At 66.8% G+C, this 21,959-nt stretch carries 13 protein-coding genes; 11 read left to right on the top strand and 2 right to left on the bottom strand.

All coding sequences use genetic code 11. The features are described 5' to 3' along the window. Positions 1 to 166 precede the first annotated feature (166 nt). The gene (locus M3A49_RS01465; RefSeq protein ID WP_266227205.1) at positions 167 to 1,801 is read left to right on the top strand and encodes a S53 family peptidase; all 1,635 of its coding nucleotides are present in this window, start codon (positions 167 to 169) and stop codon (positions 1,799 to 1,801) included. A 134-nt stretch (positions 1,802 to 1,935) separates the two neighbouring features. Next, positions 1,936 to 3,609 (top strand): S10 family peptidase, encoded by a 1,674-nt coding sequence (locus M3A49_RS01460; RefSeq protein WP_266227204.1) that lies wholly within the window; start codon positions 1,936 to 1,938, stop codon positions 3,607 to 3,609. Positions 3,610 to 3,646: 37 nt separating this feature from the next. On the opposite strand, the gene M3A49_RS01455 is transcribed toward M3A49_RS01460, so the two are convergent. Further along, positions 3,647 to 4,171: a nucleoside 2-deoxyribosyltransferase gene (locus tag M3A49_RS01455; protein WP_266227203.1), complete on the bottom strand. Its 525-nt coding sequence runs from the start codon at positions 4,169 to 4,171 to the stop codon at positions 3,647 to 3,649. Between the two features lie 202 nt (positions 4,172 to 4,373). On the opposite strand from M3A49_RS01455, the gene M3A49_RS01450 reads away from it, so the two are divergent. The 9 genes from M3A49_RS01450 to recD all read left to right on the top strand — a co-directional run bounded on the left by M3A49_RS01450 (position 4,374) and on the right by recD (position 21,237). Continuing rightward, positions 4,374 to 5,681 carry an MFS transporter gene (locus tag M3A49_RS01450; protein ID WP_266227202.1) on the top strand — a complete coding sequence of 436 codons (1,308 nt, stop codon included), beginning with the start codon at positions 4,374 to 4,376 and terminating at the stop codon, positions 5,679 to 5,681. A 201-nt stretch (positions 5,682 to 5,882) separates the two neighbouring features. Then, positions 5,883 to 6,791 (top strand): glutamate/aspartate ABC transporter substrate-binding protein, encoded by a 909-nt coding sequence (locus M3A49_RS01445; protein ID WP_266227201.1) that lies wholly within the window; start codon positions 5,883 to 5,885, stop codon positions 6,789 to 6,791. A 162-nt stretch (positions 6,792 to 6,953) separates the two neighbouring features. Continuing rightward, the gene (locus M3A49_RS01440) at positions 6,954 to 8,195 is read left to right on the top strand and encodes an NAD(P)/FAD-dependent oxidoreductase (RefSeq protein WP_266227200.1); all 1,242 of its coding nucleotides are present in this window, start codon (positions 6,954 to 6,956) and stop codon (positions 8,193 to 8,195) included. 310 nt (positions 8,196 to 8,505) lie between these two features. Next, positions 8,506 to 9,387 carry a sn-glycerol-3-phosphate ABC transporter permease UgpA gene (gene ugpA, locus M3A49_RS01435; RefSeq protein ID WP_266227199.1) on the top strand — a complete coding sequence of 294 codons (882 nt, stop codon included), beginning with the start codon at positions 8,506 to 8,508 and terminating at the stop codon, positions 9,385 to 9,387. Beyond that, the gene (ugpE, locus tag M3A49_RS01430) at positions 9,387 to 10,232 is read left to right on the top strand and encodes a sn-glycerol-3-phosphate ABC transporter permease UgpE (protein ID WP_266227198.1); all 846 of its coding nucleotides are present in this window, start codon (positions 9,387 to 9,389) and stop codon (positions 10,230 to 10,232) included. The genes ugpA and ugpE overlap by 1 nt, the downstream gene beginning before the upstream one ends. Positions 10,233 to 10,257: 25 nt before the next feature. Continuing rightward, positions 10,258 to 11,334, top strand: coding sequence for a sn-glycerol-3-phosphate import ATP-binding protein UgpC (locus tag M3A49_RS01425; RefSeq protein ID WP_266227197.1), 1,077 nt, complete (start codon positions 10,258 to 10,260; stop codon positions 11,332 to 11,334). Between the two features lie 263 nt (positions 11,335 to 11,597). Beyond that, a complete protein-coding gene (gene recC / locus M3A49_RS01420) occupies positions 11,598 to 15,182 on the top strand; it encodes an exodeoxyribonuclease V subunit gamma (RefSeq protein WP_266227196.1) in 3,585 nt (1,194 codons plus the stop codon). Beyond that, on the top strand, positions 15,179 to 19,015 hold the full coding sequence (gene recB / locus M3A49_RS01415; protein ID WP_266227195.1) for an exodeoxyribonuclease V subunit beta: 3,837 nt from the start codon (positions 15,179 to 15,181) through the stop codon (positions 19,013 to 19,015). The genes recC and recB overlap by 4 nt, the downstream gene beginning before the upstream one ends. Continuing rightward, complete coding sequence (gene recD, locus M3A49_RS01410; protein ID WP_266227194.1) at positions 19,012 to 21,237, top strand: exodeoxyribonuclease V subunit alpha; 2,226 nt, start codon at positions 19,012 to 19,014, stop codon at positions 21,235 to 21,237. The genes recB and recD overlap by 4 nt, the downstream gene beginning before the upstream one ends. Positions 21,238 to 21,304: 67 nt before the next feature. Here recD and M3A49_RS01405 read toward each other — a convergent pair whose 3' ends face one another. Beyond that, positions 21,305 to 21,730 (bottom strand): organic hydroperoxide resistance protein, encoded by a 426-nt coding sequence (locus M3A49_RS01405; protein WP_254317596.1) that lies wholly within the window; start codon positions 21,728 to 21,730, stop codon positions 21,305 to 21,307. Positions 21,731 to 21,959: the final 229 nt, after the last annotated feature.

The following is a 21,959-nucleotide window of genomic DNA, read 5'->3' as shown; positions in this document are numbered from 1 at the left end:
GCGTTCGTGCTGCGTGGCGGGCCGCTCGTGCGGCGTGCATGCTGCGTGAATATCCCAACGATTTTGTACGGCATTCCGGGCCGGTTTGGCGCGCGGAACTCCCGTAATTCAACGCGTGTCCGAAGGCCAGAATCCAGGCACGCGCTTCATGAAGGAGAAACCGGCCATGACCAGGCAGCTTCCCTTGGCAGGCAGTGAACATCCCGCACCCGCCGGCGCGCAGTGCGTCGGCGCTTGCGACCCGGCGGAGCGCTTCCGGATCGTGCTGATCCTGCGGCGTCAGGCGTCGGCGGAATTTCACGAGCTGGTGGACCGGCTCGCCGCGAATGATCCCGCCGCGCAGCCGGTGTCCCGCGAGGAATATGAGCGGCGCTTCGGCGCGAGCGCCGCCGACATCGAGCGTGTCGAGCAGTTCGCGAGCGCGCATGGGCTCGCCGTCGAACAGGCCGATGCCTCGGCGCGCCGCGTCGTGCTCTCGGGCACGGTGCAGCAGTACAACGCCGCCTTCGGCATCGACCTGCAGCGCTTCGAGCATCAGGTCGGCAAAACCACGCATCACTTTCACCAGCCGAGCGGCCCCCTGCATTTGCCGGAAGACATGCACGAGGTCGTCACCGCCGTGGTGGGGCTCGACAATCGCGCGAAGGCGCAGCCGCACTTTCGCATCGTGCCGACGAATCTAACCAATGCGCCGGCAGCGGCGGATGCACCCGGCATCCCCATCCGTCCGCCAATCCGCGCCGCGCGCGCGGTGACCAGATCGTTCACGCCTCTACAGCTCGCGGAGCTTTACAGCTTTCCCGCGGGCGACGGCAGCGGCCAGTGCATTGCCCTCATCGAAATGGGCGGCGGCTACGACACGGCGGACCTCAGCGCGTATTTCAACGAGTTGGGCGTGAGCGCGCCGCGCGTGGAGGACGTCTCCGTCGATCAGGCGACGAACGCGCCGACCGGCGATCCCAACGGCCCCGACGCCGAGGTCACGCTCGACGTGGAGATCGCCGGCGCGCTGGTGCCCGGGGCGCTCATCGCCGTGTATTTCGCGCCGAACAGCGAGGCGGGTTTCGTCGATGCGGTGAGCGCCGCGCTGCACGACAGCCAGCGTAAGCCTTCAGTCATCTCGATCAGCTGGGGCGCGCCGGAGTCGGCGTGGTCGCAGCAAACGCTCGGCGCGCTGAACGACGCGCTGCAAACGGCCGTCGCGCTCGGCGTGACCGTGTGCGCGGCTTCGGGCGACAGCGGCTCGTCGGACGGCGTGAGCGACGGCGCCGATCATGTCGACTTTCCCGCCTCGAGCCCTTACGCGCTCGGCTGCGGCGGCACGCACATCGCGGCGTCGAACGGACGCATCTCGCAGGAAACCGTCTGGAGCGAAGGCGATAACGGCGCGACCGGCGGTGGCGTGAGCGCGACGTTCGCGCTGCCGGACTGGCAAAAAGGCCTGCGCGTGGTGCGTGGCAGCGGCGGGGCGGGCGCGCTGGTGCGGCGCGGCGTGCCCGACGTCGCCGCCGACGCGGATCCCGCCACGGGCTACGAAGTGCGCGTGGCGGGCGCGGATACGGTGGTGGGCGGCACGAGCGCCGTCGCGCCGCTGTGGGCGGCGCTGATCACGCGCATCAACGCGGCGCGCGGCACGCCCGTGGGCTTCGCGAACGCGAAGCTCTACGCGCAGCCCGGCGCCTTCAACGACGTGACGAGCGGCAGCAATGGCGACTTCTCGGCGGCGCCGGGCTGGGACGCCTGCACGGGCCTCGGCACGCCGGTGGGCAGCAAGGTGGCAACCGCGCTCGGCTCGGCGTAGGATGAGCGCGGCGCACTAACGCGACGCGAGCTGAGCGCGAGAGTTAAGCGGCGGGCGCGATGCGGGTTGCATCCGAGGTTGCATTCGAAGTTGCATTCACTGTCTCAAACGCAAACACAGAAAGTGGAGACGATATGAACGACGAAGCGCAGTCCACCAAGGGCAACGGCGGCGCTCAAGGGGCCAGCCCCGCGAGCGGCAACGGCAAGCATCGCTCCCAGGCCGACCAGCCGTGCTTCGATCCCACCGCTTACGGCAACGGTCCCGACGACTTCGTCACCGACATGACCGAGAACGCCGCGATCACGCATCACGCCATCCAGATCGGCAAGGAGGTCATTGCCTATACGGCAACGGCGGGTCACCTCGTGACGGTCGATCCGAGCAGCTCGCAGCCCAACGCCAAGATCTTCTACGTGGCGTTCACGAAGGACGGCGTGCAGGCGCAGGATCGTCCCGTCACGTTCTTCTACAACGGCGGCCCGGGCTCGTCTTCCGTGTTCGTGCTGCTCGGCTCGTATGCGCCCAGGCGCATCAAGACCTCGATGCCGGGCTTCACGCCGCCCGCGCCCTATACGCTCGAAGACAATCCGGACAGCCTGCTCGACAAGAGCGACCTCATCTTCATCAATCCGGTGGGCACGGGCTATTCGGCCGCGATCGCGCCGCATCACAATCGCGACTTCTGGGGTGTGGATCAGGACGCGGATTCGCTCAAGCAGTTCATCAAGCGCTACCTGACGGCGAACGATCGCTGGAATTCGCCGAAGTTTCTCTATGGCGAGTCGTACGGCACGGCGCGCAGTTGCGTGCTGGCCTACCGGCTGCACGAGGATGGCGTGGATCTGAACGGCATCACGCTGCAGTCGTCGATTCTCGATTACACGCAAAGCGGCAATCCGGTGGGCGCGCTGCCCACGGCGGCCGCCGACGCGTGGTATCACAAGCGTCTTGGCGTGACGCCCGCGCCGAAGGACTTGCAGGCGTTCGCCGCGCAGGTCGCGCAATTCGCGCGCACCGATTATCTGCAGGCGCTCTCGAAGTTTCCCGATGCGAACGACAAGAGCATTCCGGCCACGCTCAAGACCTTGTCGCAATACACGGGCATCGACACGCAAACGCTGGAGTCGTGGAATCTCGACATCGCCTCGTACGATAGCCGCGGCAATTCGCTTTTTCTCACGTCGCTCCTGAAGGACAAGGGCGTGGCGCTCGGCTCGTACGACGGCCGCGTGACCGCCATCGACACGGGCATTGCCGGCAATATCGACCCCAACTCGGGCGGCAACGATCCCACCATGACGGCGGTGAGCGGCGTCTATACGGCGATGTGGAACAGCTACCTGAACGAGCAGCTCAAGTTCCGCACGAACTCGTCGTTCACGGACCTGAACGACCAGGCGTTCAGGAACTGGAACTTCGGCCATATCGATCCGACGGGCGCGCAAAAGGGCGTGGACGCGCAGGGCAACATCGTGCTCTACACGGCCGGCGATCTCGCGGCGGTGATGGCACTGAATCCGGATTTGCGCGTGCTCTCGGCGAACGGCTACTACGACTTCGTCACGCCGTTCTACCAGACCGTGATCGACCTGCAGAAGATGCCGCTGCTCGACCAGAAGGTGCGCGACAACCTGAGCGCACGCTTCTATCCCTCGGGTCACATGGTGTATCTCGACGCTGGCTCACGCACGGCGCTCAAGGCCGATCTCGCGAAGCTCTATCAGGTCGCCGTGACGGACCGCCCCGCGGTGGCGCGCATTCGCGCACTCCAGCGCATGAGCACGATGAGCACCATGCATCACTGATGCTTTCGCAGGCGTCGGCGCAGGCGCTTGCACGCGGTTATGGCGTGCGCCCCTGCGCCATGGCTTCGAGACACGCGCGCGCGTCGCCCTGCACGAGACGCGCCGCGCACGCGATCATCAGGTTCTTCGCCAGGCCGAAATCTTCCACCAGGTAGCCGCGTTCGCACACGCGTCCCTGCGCGTCGGGCACGGAAGGCACGCGGTCGACGAGCGTGCCTTCGTCGGATGAGTAGGCCCAGATTTCCTTGCCGAGTGCAGCCGCATAGCCGATCTCGAAGGCGGTGCCGGAGTCGGGCTCGCCGGGGCCGCGAAAGTCGTTGACGTTTGCCATCACGATATCGGCGGCGCGGATCGATTCGACGTTCGCGCGATAGATCCACGCGGCCTGGCGCGGGCCGTCGAGGTCGGCGGGCGCTTGCGCGTCGAGCGGATAGACGCCCTCGAAGCCGAATTCCGCACACGCGGCGACGAGGCGTGCGCCGTGCTCGAGCGCGTCGCGCCGGAAGACGTCGAAGCCGGCGAGATACACGCGCGGGCGACGGGGCAGCGGGGTCGAATTCATGGCGCGCGGTCCTCCATTGCAAGGGGGTCGTCGAGACCCGGTTCGACGATTCTAGCGCCTGGCCACAGGCCAGCGCGGTTTCGCGCATCTTCCCGTTGCTTACAAACGATTGACAACATTTGTTGCTTGTCGCTACGATCATGCACTTTGCATCGTGCCGTGCGCCGTTGCGCGGCACTCGCTTTGCACCATGTTGGAGACCATGAATACGATCGCCGGTGGCCAGTCGAAGGCCGCATTACAAAATCTCGAGACGCGCGCCTATTCCAAGGCGACATTGCGTCTGTTGCCGTTCCTTTTCCTCTGCTATGTGGCTGCGTATCTCGACCGCGTGAACGTCGGGTTCGCCAAGCTCCAGATGCTCAGCGACCTGCAATTCAGCGAAACCGTCTACGGTCTCGGCGCGGGCATTTTCTTTATCGGCTACTTTTTCTTCGAAGTCCCAAGCAATATCCTCATGCACCGCGTAGGCGCGCGCGTGTGGATCGCGCGCATCATGATTACGTGGGCCGTGCTTTCGGCGGCCACGCTGCTCGTGAAGACGCCCTCGCAGTTCTATTTCGTGCGCTTCCTGCTGGGCGTGGCCGAGGCGGGCTTCTTCCCCGGTATCGTGCTCTATCTCACCTACTGGTTCCCGGCCGCGCGCCGCAGCCGCATGAATGCGCTCTTCATGATCGGCATTCCGATCGCGGGCGTGCTGGGCGGCCCGTTTTCCGGCTGGATTCTCTCGGCCTTCACCGGCACGAACGGCTGGACGGGCTGGCAGTGGCTCTTCCTGATCGAAGCGCTGCCTTCGCTCGTGCTGGGCGTGATTACGCTCTTCTATCTGCCCAACGGCATTCGCGCGGCGAACTGGCTCTCGGACGACGAGAAGGCCGTGCTCGAACGCAATATCGCGCAGGACCAGGCCGGCAAGGGCCACGCATCGATCGGCTCGGTGTTCGCCAATGGCCGCGTGTGGCTCATGGCCGTGATTTACTTCTGCTGCATGATGGGCCTGTACGGCATCAGCTTCTATCTGCCCACGCTCATCAAGGCGAGCGGCGTGAAGAGTGCGCTCGACGTGGGCCTGCTCACCGCCATTCCGTACGCGTGCGCCGTGTTCAGCATGCTGTTCGTCGCGAAGAGCGCCGACCGCACGGGCGAGCGCCGCTGGCACTTCGCCATCGCTTCGCTGGCATCGGCAATCGGGCTGTATTTCAGCACCGTGTTTGGCCACAACGTGCCGCTCGCCATGCTCGCGCTTTCGGTGGGCGCGGCCGGCATGCTCGCCACGATGCCCGTGTTCTGGACCTGGCCGAGCGCGATTCTCGCGGGCGGGTCGGCTGCCGCCGCCATCGGCATGATCAACTCGATCGGGAACCTCGCGGGCTTCGTGAGCCCGTCGATCATCGGCTGGATGAAGGACGTGACGCACAGCACGAACGCGGGCATGTACTGCGTTTCGGCGGCCATGGTGCTGGGCGCGGTGCTGGCGCTGCTGCAGCCGAGGAAGCTCGTCAACGGCTGATCGCGTGCGCCGCGACGATTGCGCAGCATCAGCGATGAAAGCAGCGGCCATGTCCGCTGATTTTTTTCATGATCGGTTTAACATCTCGGGACACCCTGGTATTTCCCGCATGTTGCGCGACGATCGATTGTGGCGACAAATGTATGCTTCGACCGCGAGAAATAACGGCGAGAGACGAAGCGTGACGACGAGGACCGATCCATGAACCGACTGAAGCTGCTGTCGCTGGCTTGCTGGGCCATCGCGCCGTGGCTCTCGCTGCTGCAGCCGGCGGCCGCCCAGGTCGCGCAGCCTACGCTCGAGAAGATCCGCTCGGCGAACATCATCGCCGTTGGTTATCGCGAGACTTCGGTGCCGTTCTCCTACGTGATAGGCGACAACCAGGTGATCGGCTTTTCGCAGGACATCTGCGACAAGGTGATCGACGCAGTCAAGCTCAGGACGAAGCGCCCGAACCTGCAGGTGCGTTTCATTCCCGTCACTTCGCAAAACCGTATTCCACTCGTGCAGAACGGCACCGTGGACCTGGAGTGCGGTGTCACGACGAACCTGAAGGCGCGCCAGGCCCAGGTGAGCTTCTCCAATACGTTCTTCGTCGCGACCACGCGCCTGCTCACGCGCAAGGACTCGGGCATTCACGACTTCGCCGATCTCGCGGGCAAGACGGTGCTCACGAACCAGGGCACGACGTCCGAGCGCATCTTGCGGCGCATGAACATCGACAAGCAGATGAACATGCGCATCATCAGCGCGCGCGATTATGGCGAGGGACGTGCCACGCTTGAATCGGGCCGCGCAGTGGCCTACATGATGGACGACGTGCTGCTCGCCGGCACGCGCTCGCTCACGGCGAAGCCCTCCGAATGGGTGATCGTGGGCACTCCGCAGTCGTCGGAGGCGTATGCCTTCATGATGCGAAACGGCGACCCGGAGTTCCGGCAACTCGTGAACGACACGATGGCGGCGCTCATGAAGAGTGGCGAAATCAATGCGATGTACGCGAAGTGGTTCGAGAAGCCGGTGCCGCCCAAGGGCGTGAATTTCGAGTTTCCGATGAGCGAACAACTGCGCGCGCTCTATGCTGCGCCGAACGACCGCGCCTTCGATTAGCGCGGCGTGCACGTGCGAACCGTGAGATGATCTCGATCCTGGCGCGGCGGATGGCGCGGGCGGATCATTGGCGCGAGCGTTAAGGCGCGCGTATAAGTCGTGGCCGCCGATGCGCGCGATGAATCAATTAACGTGTAGCAAGCGGGAAAGGCGGGAGCGGACATGCAAGAAGACGGCAGCACGGTGGTGATCGTTGGGGCAGGGCACGCGGGCGGCAACGCCGCGGCGCTGCTGCGGCAATATGGGTTTGGCGGCCGCGTCGTGCTTGTCGGTGAAGAACCGGTGCCCCCTTATCACCGGCCGCCGCTTAGCAAGGCCTATTTGAAGGGCGAGGCCGACGTCGAGCGCCTGTGGCTCAAACCGCGCGCTTTCTACGACGAGCAGCGCATCGAGCTGAAGCTCGGCGCGAGCGCACAGTCGCTCGACCGCGCGAGCCGCACGCTCAGGCTCGCCGACGGCAGCCAGCTTCAATACGACAAGCTGATTTTCGCCACGGGCTCGACGCCGCGTGCGTTGACGGTGCCGGGCCACGATCTCGCGGGCGTGATCGCGCTGCGCTCGCTCGCCGACGCCGACGTGCTGCGCGAGCGCGTGAAGCCGGGCGAAAAGCTCGTGGTGATCGGCGCCGGTTATATCGGCCTCGAAGCGGCAGCGGCGGCGCGCCAGTTCGGCCACGAGGTCACGGTGCTCGAAGCCGCGCCGCGCGTGCTGGGCCGCGTGACGGGCGAGAGCGTTTCCACCTTCTACGCGAACGAGCATCGCGCGCAGGGCGTGGCACTGCGCCTGAACGCGAAGATCGAGGCGCTCGTGGGCGAGGGCGGCAAGCTCAGCGGCGTGAAGCTCGCGGACGGCGAGATCGTACCCGCCACGCTCGCGCTGGTCGGTATCGGCATTCTGCCGAACGAGGCGCTCGCGCAAGCGGCGGGCATCACGTGCGCCAACGGCATTCAGGTGGACGACGACGCGCGCACGAGCGACCCGGACGTCTTTGCGATCGGCGATTGCGCGCACCGGCCGCTTGCGCACTATGGCCGCGCGGGGCGGCTGGAAAGCGTGCACAACGCGGTGGAGCAGGCGAAGCTCGCGGCCGCCGCGATCGTCGGCAAGCCGCGCCCCGCGTGCGACGCGCCGTGGTTCTGGTCCGATCAGTACGACCTCAAGCTGCAGACGGTGGGCCTGCTCGAAGGCTATAACGAGGCCATCGTGCGCGGCGACCCAGGCGCGCGGCGCTTCGCGGTGTACTACCTGAAGGAGCGCGTGCTGCTCGCGGTCGACGCCGTCAATTCGATGCCCGATTTCCTGTGCGGCAAGAAGCTCGTGGGCAAGGGCGTGAAGCTCGACCTCGACGCGCTGCGCGATCCGGCCACCGACATGGGCAAATTCGCCGCCGCGGCGCTCGCCTGAGCGGCCAGTCAAACGATGAAGTCAGGGGGCGGTGACGTCCCCGCTATTATCGCGATCGGGATACGCTGCGCGCCGGATCAACACGCCCCGCAGCCCGATCGCCCGATGCCTCCCTCCGTCAACCCCGCCCCGGGCGCCCCAGCGCGACCTCCAGTCCCGCGCTTTGGTCCGCGCTTTGATCCGCATCGTCACGCGTCTCGGCTAGAATGCGAACGCGGCGCCGCCCATGAGGCGGCTCAATTCGATCAACAAGCCGCGTCAACCGGTGTTCGCGCCCGTCCGAACGCCGCCACTCGAGGAGAGTGACGCAATGGAACAACGCTCCCGTTTTGGGGCGAGCCTGCTGCCGTACCTGCTCGTCGGCCCGCAGCTTGCGGTGACCGTGATCTTTTTCCTGTGGCCGGCCGGGGTGGCGCTCCTGCAGTCCACCCAGGCCCAGGACGCCTTTGGCACGTCGTCGGTCTTCGTCGGCTTCGCCAACTTCACGCGGCTCCTGCGCGATCCGCTCTATCTGGCTTCGGTCCAGACGACGCTCGTGTTTACGGCGCTCGTCACGTTCGGCGGCCTCGCCATCTCGCTGCTGCTGGCAGCCATGGCGCACCATGTGACGCGCGGCAAGCGCTTTTATCAAACGTTTCTCATCTGGCCGTATGCGGTCGCGCCCGTCATTGCCGCCGTGTTGTGGGGCTTTCTGTTCAACCCGAGCATCGGCCTCGTGACCTTTGCGCTCGCACGCTTCGGCGTGACGTGGAATCACGCGCTCAACCCCGGCCAGGCCATGACGCTCGTTGTGATCGCATCGGTCTGGCAGCAGATCAGCTACAACTTCCTGTTCTTCTACGCGGGCCTGCAGTCGATTCCGCAATCGCTTTTCGAGGCGGCCGCCATCGACGGCGCGGGCCCCATGCGGCGCTTCTTCGGCATTGCGTTCCCGCTGCTTTCGCCCACGAGCTTCTTTCTGCTCGTGGTGAACGTGGTCTACGCGCTCTTCGACACCTTCCCCGTAATCGATGCGGCAACGGGAGGCGGCCCTGGCCAGGCCACGCGCACGCTCGTCTACAAGATCTTCGACGAGGGCTTTCGGGGCCTCGACATCGGCAGCTCGGGCGCGCAGTCAGTCGTGCTGATGCTGATCGTGACCGCGCTCACGATCTTCCAGTTCCGCTTCATCGAACGACGGGTTCAGTACTGATGGTCGAGAACCGCAAGTACTTCAACCTGTTCTGCCACGTCATGCTGCTGCTCGGTGTGGCGGTGGTGGCCTTTCCTGTGTACGTGGCGTTTTGCGCCGCCACGATGAACGAGAAAGAAGTCTTCTCGGTGCCGCTCTCGCTCGTGCCGGGCACCCATCTGTTCGCGAACATGGCCACCGTGTGGAACGTGGGCACGGGCAGCGCAGCGAGCCCATTCGGCGCGATGCTCATGAACAGCGTCATCACGGCGCTCGTGATTTCGGTGGGCAAGATCGCCATTTCGATCATCTCGGCCTATGCGATCGTGTTTTTCCGCTTCCCGTTCCGGCGTCTCGCGTTCTGGCTGATCTTCGTGACGCTCATGCTGCCCGTGGAAGTGCGCATTTTCCCCACGGTGCAGGTCGCGGCCACGCTGCATCTCACGAACACCTACGCGGGCCTCACGCTGCCGCTCATCGCCTCGGCCACGGCCACGTTTCTGTTCCGCCAGTTCTTCCTCACGCTGCCCAACGAGCTGATCGAGGCCGCGCGTATCGACGGCGCGGGGCCGTTGCGTTTTTTCTGGGACGTGGTGCTGCCGCTTTCCAAGACGAACATCGCGTCGCTTTTCGTCATCACGTTCATCTACGGCTGGAACCAGTATCTGTGGCCGATTCTCATGTCGAGCACGGCTTCGATGACGACCGCCGTGGTGGGCATCAAGAGCATGATTTCGAGCGGCGACGCGGCGACGCAATGGCATCTCGTGATGTGCGCGACGATGATCGCCATGCTGCCGCCGCTCGTGGTGGTGCTGGCCATGCAGCGCTGGTTCGTGCGCGGCCTCGTGGACGTGGAGAAATAAGTATGGATGCAATTCGGGGGTCGGCATGGCGGCATTGAGCATACGGGGCGTCACGAAGTCGTACGACGGCGCGCAACAGGTGTTGCACGGCATCGACGTGCAGGTGGCGGACGGCGAATTCATGGTGCTCGTCGGCCCGTCGGGCTGCGGCAAGTCCACGCTGCTGCGCATGGTCGCGGGGCTGGAGACCATCACGTCGGGCGAGATCGCCATCGGCGAGAAAGTGGTCAATCGCGTGGAGCCGAAGGATCGCGACATCGCCATGGTGTTCCAGAACTACGCGCTTTATCCGCACATGACGGTCGCGCGCAACATGGGTTATAGCCTCAAGCTGCAGGGGCTCGACCGCACGACGATCGACTCGCGCGTGGCGGCGGCCGCCGAGATCCTGGAACTGGGCAAGCTGCTGGAGCGCAAGCCGCGCGAGCTGTCGGGCGGCCAGCGCCAGCGCGTGGCGATGGGCCGCGCGATCGTGCGCGAGCCTTCGGTGTTCCTGTTCGACGAGCCGCTCTCGAACCTCGATGCGAAGCTGCGCGTGCAGATGCGCCTTGAAATCCAGCGTCTGCATGCGCGCCTGCGTACGACGAGCCTGTACGTCACGCACGACCAGATCGAGGCGATGACGCTCGCGCAGCGCGTGATGGTGCTCAACGGCGGGCGCGCGGAGCAGATCGGCACGCCCAGCGAGGTGTACGACCGGCCCGCTTCGATGTTCGTGGCGAGCTTCATCGGCTCGCCGGCCATGAACCTGCTGCGCGGGCGCGTGAGCGACGACGGCCGGCGCTTCGAAATCGCGGGCAACGGGCCTCATCTGCCGCTTGGCGATGCGCCGGCCTGGCTGCCGAAGGGCGCCGATTGCGTGCTGGGCGTGCGGCCCGAGCATATGCACGCGCGCGGCGCCAACGAGCCGGTCACGCTCGAAGTCGAGACTTGTGAGCTGCTCGGCGCGGACAATCTCGCGCACGGCCGCTGGGGCAGCGCGGATGTGGTGGTGCGTCTGCCGCACGAAACGCGGCCCACGCCCGGCGAGCGGCTGGCGGCGCACCTGCCGCCGGCGCGCCTGCATTTCTTCGATCCGGCGACGGGCAAGCGTTTGGGCTAGACCGTGCCTGCCGGTGCCAACACCGCGGCCTGCGCGCGAATGCGGCGCTCGCCGCGCTCCCGATTGTCGTAAACTGTCGCATTGCGCAGGCGCAATGCCGCCTGCGCCATTCGTATCGGCAAATATCGGCAAATATCGGCAAGTACCGGCGCGTACCGGCACCCAACACGAACAGGCGACATGGCCGCAATCCTTTTTCTCCGCATCCCCGCCCCATCTGCCCAACCCGCGCGTAACGTGTGTCAGGCGCGCCGGAGCCTCGCTTGAGCGCGCGCGACCTGCCCACCGGGCTGATGCTCGTTCACGGCAATCAGCCCGAGCGCATGCGCGACCTGATCGTGAGCTGGATCGGCCAGAACCCGATCGCGCCGCTCGAAAAGGAAATGTTCCTCGTGCAGAGCAACGGCATCGCGCAGTGGCTCAAGCTCGCGTTTGCCGCCGATCCCGAGGAGGGCGGCTGCGGGATCGCGGCGGCGTTCGAAATGTCGCTACCGTCGCGTTTCCTGTGGCAGGTGTATCGCGCCGTGCTCGGCAACGACGCGGTGCCCGCGGTCTCGCCGTTCGACAAGTCGCGCCTCGTCTGGCGTCTCATGCGCATGCTGCCGGCACTGCTCGACGAGCCGGGCTATCAGCCGCTCAAGCGCTTCATGGCCAACGACGAGGACCAGCGCAAGTGCTTCCAGCTCGCTCAGCGCGTGGCGGATCTGCTCGACCAGTACCAGGTCTATCGCGCGGACTGGCTCTCCGCGTGGGCCGCGAACGAGGACGTGCTGATCGATGCGCGCAACGCGCGCGTGCCGTTGCCCGAGGAGGCGCGCTGGCAGGCGGCGCTCTGGCGCGCGCTGCTCGCGGACGTGAGCGCACAGGCGCAAGACGGCATCGGCTTGCGCGACACGGGGCGCGCCGCCGTGCACGAAGCGTTCATGGCGCGCGCGCAGTCATGGCAGGAGGGCGACGCCCGGCCGAAAGGCCTGCCGCGCCGGCTCGTGGTGTTCGGCATTTCGAGCCTCGCGCGCCAGTCGGTGGAAGTCCTCGCGGCGCTCGCGCGCTGGAGCCAGGTGCTGATGTGCGTGCATAACCCGTGCATGCACTACTGGGCCGACATCGTCGCCGACCAGGACCTGCTGCGCGCACGCCACGCGCGCCAGCGCCGCCGCGCGGGGGCGCCCGACCAGCTCGACGAGGCGCAGCTGCATCTGCATTCGCAGCCGTTACTCGCGGCCTGGGGCAAGCAGGGGCGCGACTTCATCGGCCTGCTCGACGAATACGATAGCGACGAAGCGCGCGAGACCTACACGCCGCATTTCACGCGCATCGGCCAGCGTATCGATCTGTTCGACGGCGAAGACGCGCTCACGCTGCTCTCGCAGTTGCAGGACGACATTCGCGATCTGCGGCCGCTCGGCGAGACGCGCGAGCACTGGGAACCGGTCAATGCGCAGGAAGACGAATCGATTCGCTTTCACGTTGCACATAGCGCACAGCGCGAAGTGGAGATCCTGCACGACCGCCTGCTCGCCGCGTTTGCGGCGGACCCCACATTGCGTGCGCGCGACGTGATCGTGATGGTGCCCGACATCGAGGTCTACGCGCCGCATATCCAGGCCGTGTTCGGCCTGCTCGACGGCAACGATCCGCGCAGCATTCCGTTCAGCGTGGCCGACCGCGCGCAGCGCGCGTTCGACCCGCTCATCGGCGCGCTGGAAATGCTGCTTGCGCTGCCGTACTCGCGCGTGACGGTGAGCGACGTGCTCGACCTGCTCGAAGTGCCGGCCGTGCGTGCGCGCTTTGGCATCGACGCCGAAGACGTGCCCACGCTGCGCAACTGGATCGACGGCGCGAATATTCGCTGGGGCCTGCATGCGGGCCAGCGCGCGAGCCTCGGGCTCCCCCAGGCCGACGAACTGAGCGCACCCAACAGCTGGGCGTTCGGTTTGCGGCGCATGCTGCTGGGCTACGCCGCGGGCGAGCGTGCGGGCGCATGGCGCGGCATCGAGCCGTACAGCGAGATCGGCGGCCTCGACGCCGCGTTGCTGGGCCCGCTCACGCGCCTCGTGGATGCGCTCGACCACGCGTGGCGCACGCTGCGCGAACCGGCCACGGTGGAAGCGTGGTGCGAGCGTCTGCGCGCGTTGAAGGCGGCGTTTTTCGCGGCGCAGGACGAAGACGCCTACACGCTCGACCGCCTCGACGGCGCGCTCGAAACGTGGCGCGAGGCCTGCGATGAAGCCGCGCTCACGCAGACCTTGCCGCTCGCCATCGTCGCGGAAAACTGGCTCGCGGCGCTCGAAGGCGGTGGCCTCTCGCAGCGCTTCTTCGCGGGCGCCGTGACCTTCGCCACGCTCATGCCGATGCGGGCGATTCCGTTCCGGCGCGTGTGCCTGCTCGGCATGAACGACGGCGACTATCCGCGCAGCCGCACGCCGCTCGACTTCGACCTCATGCGCCGCGACTATCGTCCCGGCGACCGTTCGCGCCGCGAAGACGACCGCTATCTGTTCCTCGAAGCGCTGCTCTCGGCGCGCGACCATCTGCATGTATCGTGGATTGGGCGCAGCGTGACCGACAACACGCCGCGTCCGCCTTCGGTGCTGGTCGGACAGTTGCGCGATCATCTGAAGGCCGGCTGGCGGCTCGAAGGCGACGAACACGACGATGGCGGAGCGCTGCTCGACGCGTTGACCATCGAGCATCGCCTGCAGCCGTTCAGCCCGGACTATTTCCCTCCGCGGCCAGAAGAGGCGACGCTTTACACGTATGCGCACGAGTGGGGCAAGCCCGCACAGGTGCGGCCTGCGGCTGAGGCGAACGCCGAAGTCCTCGCGCCGACTGAACGCGATGAGCCGCTGTCGATTCGCGAGCTCGGCGAATTCCTGCGCGAGCCGGTTCGCAGCTTCTTCCGGCAGCGTCTGCGCGTGGCCTTCGAGAGTGAAGACGCGGCGAGCGAAAATCACGAGCCCTTCGAGGTGGACGCGTTGCAGGCATGGCAACTCCAGGGCGAACTGATCCGCGCGCAGGTCCTGGCGATGGAGCGCGGCGAAGACGATCTCGAACCGGCCGCGCTTGCCCGCCTCGAGCGCATGCATCGCAGCGGCGACCTCGCGACCGGCGGCTTTGGCGAGGTGATCGGCGAAGAACTGCTCGCGCCCATGCCCGAGCTGTTCGTCGAATATCGCAAGGCGCTCGCGCGCTGGCCTGAGCCGCTCGAGCGTCAATACGAAATTCGTCTCGACGCGACGCTGCAAGGCCGCATCGTTGCGCTCGACGACTGGCTCGACGATTTGCGTGCGGGTCCGGACGGCGCACTCGGCCGCGTGATTCTGGAGCCGGGCACGCTCGTGAAGGACAGCCGCTATCGGAGTGACCGTCTCGTGCCGTATTGGGTCGCGCACGTAGCCGCGCAGATCGCGGCAGGGCCGGTGACCACGGTGATCGTGAGCAAGGTGGGCGTGGCGGAGTTCGCGCCGCTCGACGCGCAGGTTGCGCGCGACTATCTGCTCGCGCTGCTTGCCGCATGGGACGACGGTGCGCGCCGGCCCTTGCCGCTCGCGGTGAGGACCGCGTTCGCATGGCTGCGCAAGTTGCCTGATCCATTCGACGGCACGCGCGCGATGGTGCCTGCTGAAGCGTGGGAAGCCGCACGCGCGGTCTACGAGGGCAATGGCCGCTCGCCCGGCGAGCGCGAGACGAATGCGTATTTGCGCCGCGCTTTCCCCGCTTTCGACGCGCTCGTTGCCCACGACGATTTCATCACGCTCGCCACGACGCTGCTGCTGCCAGTAAGTCGCGCGCCGCTCGCGTCGTCGCGTACGAAGCGGGCCTCGAGCGACGCAGGAGGGACGCCATGAATCCGCTCGGGAATATGGACGCACAAGTCCTGGAGCCGCTGCGCTTTCCGCTTTACGGCAGCCGCCTGATCGAAGCGAGCGCGGGCACGGGCAAGACCTTCACGATTGCCATGCTGTACGTGCGCCTCGTGCTGGGGCACGGCGCGCTCAACGCAGCAAGCGACGAAGCCGATTTCGATGACGAGGCGCGCACGGCGGGACGCGCGCTCACGCCGCCCGAAATTCTCGTCGTGACGTTTACCGATGCGGCCACGAAGGAACTGCGCGAGCGCATTCGCGCGCGCCTCATCGAAGCCGCCGAATGCTTCCGCGTCGAGCCTGAAGACGTGCCCGGACGCGAGCCGGGAGAAGACCTGTTGCACGACCTGCGCGAGGACTACTCGCCGGAGCAGTGGCCCGCGTGCGCACGCCGCCTGCAACTGGCGGCCGAATGGATGGACGAGGCCGCGGTCTCGACGATCCACGGCTGGTGCAACCGCATGCTGAGCGAGCACGCGTTCGACAGCGACAGCCTCTTTTCGCAGACGCTCGAAACCGACCAGACGGAATTGCGCGCGGAAGTCGTGCGCGACTACTGGCGCACCTTCATGGCGCCGCTCGACGCGGCGAGCGCCGCCGAAGTGAGGGCATGGTTCGCGAGTCCCGACGAATTGCACAGTGCGATACGCGGGCTGCTCGCGCACGCCGAGCTTTTGCCCGATGCATGCGACCCCGACGCGGCGCTAGCAGACGCCCGCCAGCGCGCCCGCGACGAACTCGAAACGCTGAAGTCGCCGTGGCGCGTCTGGATCGACGAGGTCGAGGGGTTGCTCAACGCGGCGCGCGCGGCGAAACAGTTCGACGCCAGAAAGCTCAATTCGAAGCACGGCGAAACATGGGTCGGCAAGCTGCGCGACTGGGCCAACGATCCTGAATCGGCGCATCCGGGCTTCGACGACAAGGCGGCCGTGTGGACGCGCCTCACGCCCGCGGGCCTCGCCGAGATCTGGGTGAAGGGCGAGCCGCCGGAGCATGCGGCCTTCGTGGCGATGGAAAGCTTGCGCGAGTCGCTCGCTTCGCCGCCCGAGGCGAAACAGGACCTGCTGTGCCACGCCGCGCGCTGGGTGGCGAAGCGCTTCGAGGAAGAGGAGGCGCGCCGCTCGCAAATGGGCTTCGACGATCTGCTCACGCGGCTGCGCGCGGCGCTGCAGCGGGAGAACGGCCCGCGTCTCGCGGAAATCATCCGCAAGCAGTACCCGGTCGCGCTGATCGACGAGTTTCAGGACACCGATCCGGTTCAGTACCAGATCTTCGATGCGGTCTATCGTATCGCCGAACACGACACCGGGACGGCAATCATCCTGATCGGCGATCCGAAGCAGGCGATCTACGCGTTTCGTGGCGCCGACATCTACACTTACCTGCGCGCGCGCCGTGCCTGCGAAGGTCGGCTCTATACGCTCAAGAAGAATTTCCGCTCGACGCGCGCGATGGTCGAGGCGGTGAACCGTTGCTTCGAGGCGGCGGAGTCGCGGCCCGAGGGCAGCGGTGCGTTTTTGTTTCGTAGCCCTGATGGATGTGAAAACGCGCTGCCGTTCGTGGCTGCCGATGCGCATGGGCGGCCCGAGAAGCTGGTTGCCGCCGGTGCGGCGCTGCCCGCGCTCAACGTCTGGTGGATGCCGCCTCCCGCGGATGGCAAGCCGCTCAGCAAGGGCGCGTATCTCGCGGGCATGGCGGGCAGCTGCGCGACCGAGATGGTGCGCCTGCTCAATCTCGGCCAGGAGCAGGCCGCGGGTTTCTCGGGCGAACGCGGCATGCGGCCGTTGCAGCCCGCCGACATGGCGGTGCTCGTCAACAACCGCAGCGAGGCGCGGGCGATACGCGAAGCGCTGGCCGCACGCGGCGTGCGCAGCGTCTATCTCTCGGATCGCGACTCGGTGTACCAGACGCCGCAGGCCGAGGAACTGCGCTTCTGGCTCGCTGCCTGTGCCGAGCCCGACGACGGCCGCCTCGTGCGCACGGCGCTCGCTACGGCCACGCTCGGGCTCGCATGGGCCGAACTCGACCGGCTCGGGCACGACGAGATCGCGTGGGAGTCGCGCGTGCTGCAGTTCCGCGAGTACCGCGAATGCTGGCGCAGGAAGGGCGTGCTGCCGATGTTGCGCCGCTTGTTCAACGACTTTCACGTGCCGCAGCGCTTGCTTGGCGAGGCGGCTGGTGCCGGGCTCAATGGCGAGCGCGCACTCACGAACCTGCTGCATCTCGCCGAACTGCTGCAACAGGCGAGCACGCAGCTCGACGGCGAGCACGCGCTGATCCGCTATCTCGACGAGCAGCGCGAAGATGAAAGCGCGGGCGGCGGGGGCGACGCGCGCCAGTTGCGTCTGGAAAGCGATGCGGGACTCGTGCAGGTGGTGACGATCCACAAGTCGAAGGGCCTGGAATATCCGCTCGTGTTTTTGCCGTTCGCGTGCGCGCACCGCGCCGTCAAGCCCGACGACGTGCCGTTCAAGTGGCACGACGAGGAGGGCGATTTGCGCGTCACGCTCCAGGCCGACGCGCGCGTGCTGCGCCAGGCCGATCGCGAGCGCCTCGGCGAAGATCTGCGCAAGCTCTACGTCGCACTGACGCGCGCGCGTTACGCGACCTGGGTCGGCTATGGACCGGTGCAGGGCGTCGAGGCGAGCGCGTTCGGTTATTTGCTGGGCGGCGGCGCGGCCATTCCTGCTGAGGAAACCGAAGCATTTCTCGAAACTTTGCGCGGCCCGTGCGCGGACATCGCCGTCGCGCCCGCTCCCGAAGCGCGTCGCGATGTGCTCGCGCTGCGCGACACCGGCGCCGTGCGCGGCGAGGCGCGCAAGCTCGCGCATCGCGAGCGCGAACGCTGGTGGATCGCGAGCTATTCGAGCCTGAAGACGCTCGAAACGTCGATCGGTTCGGGCGTTCCTGTCGAAGCGGACGATGCGCGCGGCGCGCCCGACACGCGCAGCGAGGACGTGTTCCTCGAACTGCTCGAGGCGAGCGTGCCGCCCGAGGACGAAGAAGCATTCGCAAGCGCCGGCCAGGCACTCGTCGCACCCGCGCTTGCGCCGATGCACGGCTTCGAGCGCGGCGCGGATGCGGGCACCTTCCTGCACGAACTGATGGAATGGGCCGCCAACGAAGGCTTCGCCGAAATCGCGCAGGACGAAGCGCGCGTGCGCGACATGGTCGCGCGCCGCTGCAGCGTGCGCGGTTGGTCGCACTGGATCGAGACGCTCACGGCGTGGATGCTGGAACTCGTGCGCACGCCGCTGCGTCTGCCGGACATCGAAGGCGAGCGCGTGGCGCCCGTGGCGTTCGCGGCGTTCGAACCCGGCGCGTATATGGCCGAACTGGAGTTCTGGGTCACGGCGCATGCCGTCGATACGCTCGCAATCGACGCGCTTGTCACCGAATTCACGCTGGACGGCGAGGCGCGCCCCGCGCTCGACGCCGCCACGCTCAACGGTATGCTCAAGGGCTTCATGGATCTCGTGTTCGAACACGAAGGCCGCTATTACGTGGCCGACTACAAGTCGAACTGGCTCGGCCCCGACGATGCGTCCTACACGAGCGCGAAAATGCGCGCGCAGATCCTGCATTCGCGCTACGAGCTGCAATACGTGCTCTATCTGTTCGCGCTGCACCGGCTGCTCAAGTCGCGCCTGCCCGACTACGACTATGACCGTCACGTGGGCGGCGCCGTGTATCTGTTCCTGCGCGGCGGCCGCGCGCCGGGGCAGGGGCTGCATTGCGAGCGGCCGCCGCGCGAGCTGATCGAACGACTCGACGCGCTCTTCTCGCGTCGCGATACGCTGGAGGATGTGGCATGACGAGGCGCCGCACGAAAAGGCAGGACGGCCTCACCGGCGATCTGTTCGAGCATCCGGACATGCCGGACGCCGCGCCGCAACCGAGGCTGGGCGCCGCGCGCGAAACGGCCGCGCAGATGCTCGGCGTGCTCGACAATTGGGTCGAGCGCGGCTGGCTCCGTACGCTCGATGCCGCGTTCGCACGCTTCTTGTGGACGGAAGCGCCGCACAGCCCGCCGTTGCTGTTGCTGGCGGCCGCGCTTGCGAGCCATCAGCTTGGGCGCGGTCATGTGTGTCTCGACCTGAAGGCCACGCTGGAAGATCCGGCGTTCGCGTTGTCCCTGCCGCCCGACGGGCCGCAAATGCTGGCCGCGGTGCCGGCGCAGCCGCCTGCCGAAGTGCTCGCGGGCGTGACACTCGCGCAGTGGCGCGCAGCGCTCGCGGTGCCCGATCTCGTGAGCGAGGAGACGGCGATTGCCGACGTGGCACAAGGCAATGCGCCGCTCGTGCTTGCGGACACAAGGCTCTATTTGCGGCGCTACTGGCAATACGAGCAGGACGTGCGGGAGGGCATCGAGCGCCGGCTCACACGCGCTTCGCAGCTCGAAGCCGCGTTGCCGCTCGACGTCGCGCACGCGGCGCTCGACGCGCTGTTCGCGCCGCGTAACGGCGAGCCAGGAGCTGGTCAAGCTGCGCGCGCCGCCGACTGGCAGAAGCTCGCCTGCGCGCTCGCCGCGCGCAGCGCGTTCAGCATCGTCACGGGCGGGCCGGGCACGGGCAAGACGACGACGGTCGTGAGATTGTTGGCACTCCTGCAGACACTCGCATTCGGCCGTGCGGGGCAGGGAACGCGTGCCGCGCGGCCCTTGCGCATCCGGCTTGCCGCCCCCACCGGCAAGGCCGCGGCGCGCTTGAACGAATCGATCGCGGGCGCGGTGGAGCGGCTGCCCTTCGATGCGCTGCAGGCGCACGTCGATGCCGTGGCGCTGCGCAATGCGATCCCGACCGTCGTGACCACGCTGCATCGCGTGCTCGGTACGCGGCCCGGCAGCCGGCGCTTCAGGCACGACGCCGCGAATCCGCTGCCCGTGGACGTGCTCGTAATCGACGAGGCCTCGATGGTCGACCTCGAAATGATGGCCGCCGTGCTCGACGCGCTGCCGCCCACCGCGCGGCTCATCCTGCTTGGCGACAAGGATCAGCTCGCTTCGGTCGAGGCCGGGGCGGTGCTGGGCGAATTGTGCGACCGTGCGCGCGAAGGGCACTACACGCAGGCGTCGCGGGCGTGGCTCGAAGCGGCCACGGGCGAGCGCATCGACGCGGCCATGCTCGACGCGCACGGCCTGCCGCTCGACCAGGCCATCGCGATGCTGCGCGAGAGCCATCGTTTCGCATCGGAGAGCGGCATCGGCGCACTGGCCGAACTCGTCAACATGGGCGATGCCGTGGGGGTCGCGAAGATCTGGTCGCGCGGTTACGAGGATCTCGCGCGCCTCGTGTGTCCCGCCGACGATGACGGCCCGTTGCGCTCGCTGATCGTCGATGGCCGCGTGGGCGAACACAGCGCCGCGCAATCGCAGCGCCTGGGCTACCGCCACTACCTCGAAACGATGCGCACGACCCGGCCCGAATCCGGCGCGACGCCCGAGGCACTGTCCGGCTGGGCCGCTGGCGTGCTCAAGGCGCATGGCGCGTTTCAGTTGCTGTGCGCGCTGCGGGGCGGTCCGTGGGGCGTCGAAGGCCTGAACCGCCGCGTGGCGCGCCTGCTGCACGAAGAAGGGCTCATCGACCCGCACGGCGACTGGTACGCGGGCCGGCCCGTGCTCGTCATGCACAACGACTACGAGCTTGGGCTCATGAACGGCGATATCGGCATCGCGCTCGACCTGCCCGTTGCAGCGGGCGAGCCGCCCGTGCTGCGCGTGGCCTTCCCGGCCGGCGACGGCTCGGGTGGCGTGAAGTGGGTCTCACCGAGCCGGCTGCAGGGCGTCGAGACGGTGTTCGCGCTCACCGTCCACAAATCGCAGGGCTCGGAGTTCACCCACGCCGCACTCGTGCTGCCCGATACGTACAGCCCCATTCTTACGCGCGAACTCGTCTACACCGGCATTACGCGTGCGCGTTCGTTTCTCACGCTCGCGGTGCCCGAGGGGCGCTCCGTGCTCGATCGCGCGGTGCTCGCCAAGGTGCAGCGGGCAAGCGGCCTCATGGCGGGACTCGCGCGCGACGCTCAGGCTGCGTGAGCGGCCGGCAAATAAACCGAGGGCCGCTTATGGCGGCCCTCGACTCGTGCTGCCTGCGGCTCGCGGCTTAGACGATGGTGAGCGTCACGTCGATGTTGCCGCGCGTGGCGTTCGAATACGGACACACGATATGCGCCTTGTCGACGAGGGCCTGCGCGGCCGCGCGATCCATGCCGGGCAGCGAAATCTTCAGTTCGACTTCAATACCGAAGCCATTCGGAATCTGGCCGATGCCGACATTGCCGGTGATCGAGAGATCGGCGGGCAGGGAAATCTTGTCGCGCGCCGAGACGAACTTCATCGCGCCGATGAAGCATGCGCTGTAGCCCGCGGCGAACAGTTGCTCGGGGTTCGTGCCGTCACCGCCCGCGCCGCCGAGTTCGCGCGGCGTGGTGAGCTTCAGGTCCAGGTTGCTGGCGGGAATGACGGCACGGCCATCGCGGCCGCCGGTGACGTTGGCTTCGGCGCGGTAGAGAACTTTTTCGATCGACATGACAGGCTCCTTTGAGCAAAGACGGTTCGTTGAAGGTACGGCGGAGTACGGCATTCAATTTAATGGTGCAAGGCGACAACCTTGTGCACCAGGGTCCAGCAGAAGAGCAGCGCTTGCGAATTTCCGGTCGTCAATTTCTGGATTCTATCTATCACCAGATAGATTTCCGGCCGTCGAAACACGTTCATGATGCTCCTCTTTCTAGCTATCTATCAGAAGATAGAATTCA

Origin of the sequence: Paraburkholderia sp. CNPSo 3076, assembly GCF_026343935.1 — a bacterium.
Taxonomy (GTDB): domain Bacteria; phylum Pseudomonadota; class Gammaproteobacteria; order Burkholderiales; family Burkholderiaceae; genus Paraburkholderia; species Paraburkholderia nodosa.
Note: the sequence above shows the minus strand (reverse complement) of the source record. Positions and strands in the feature narration are given on the sequence as shown.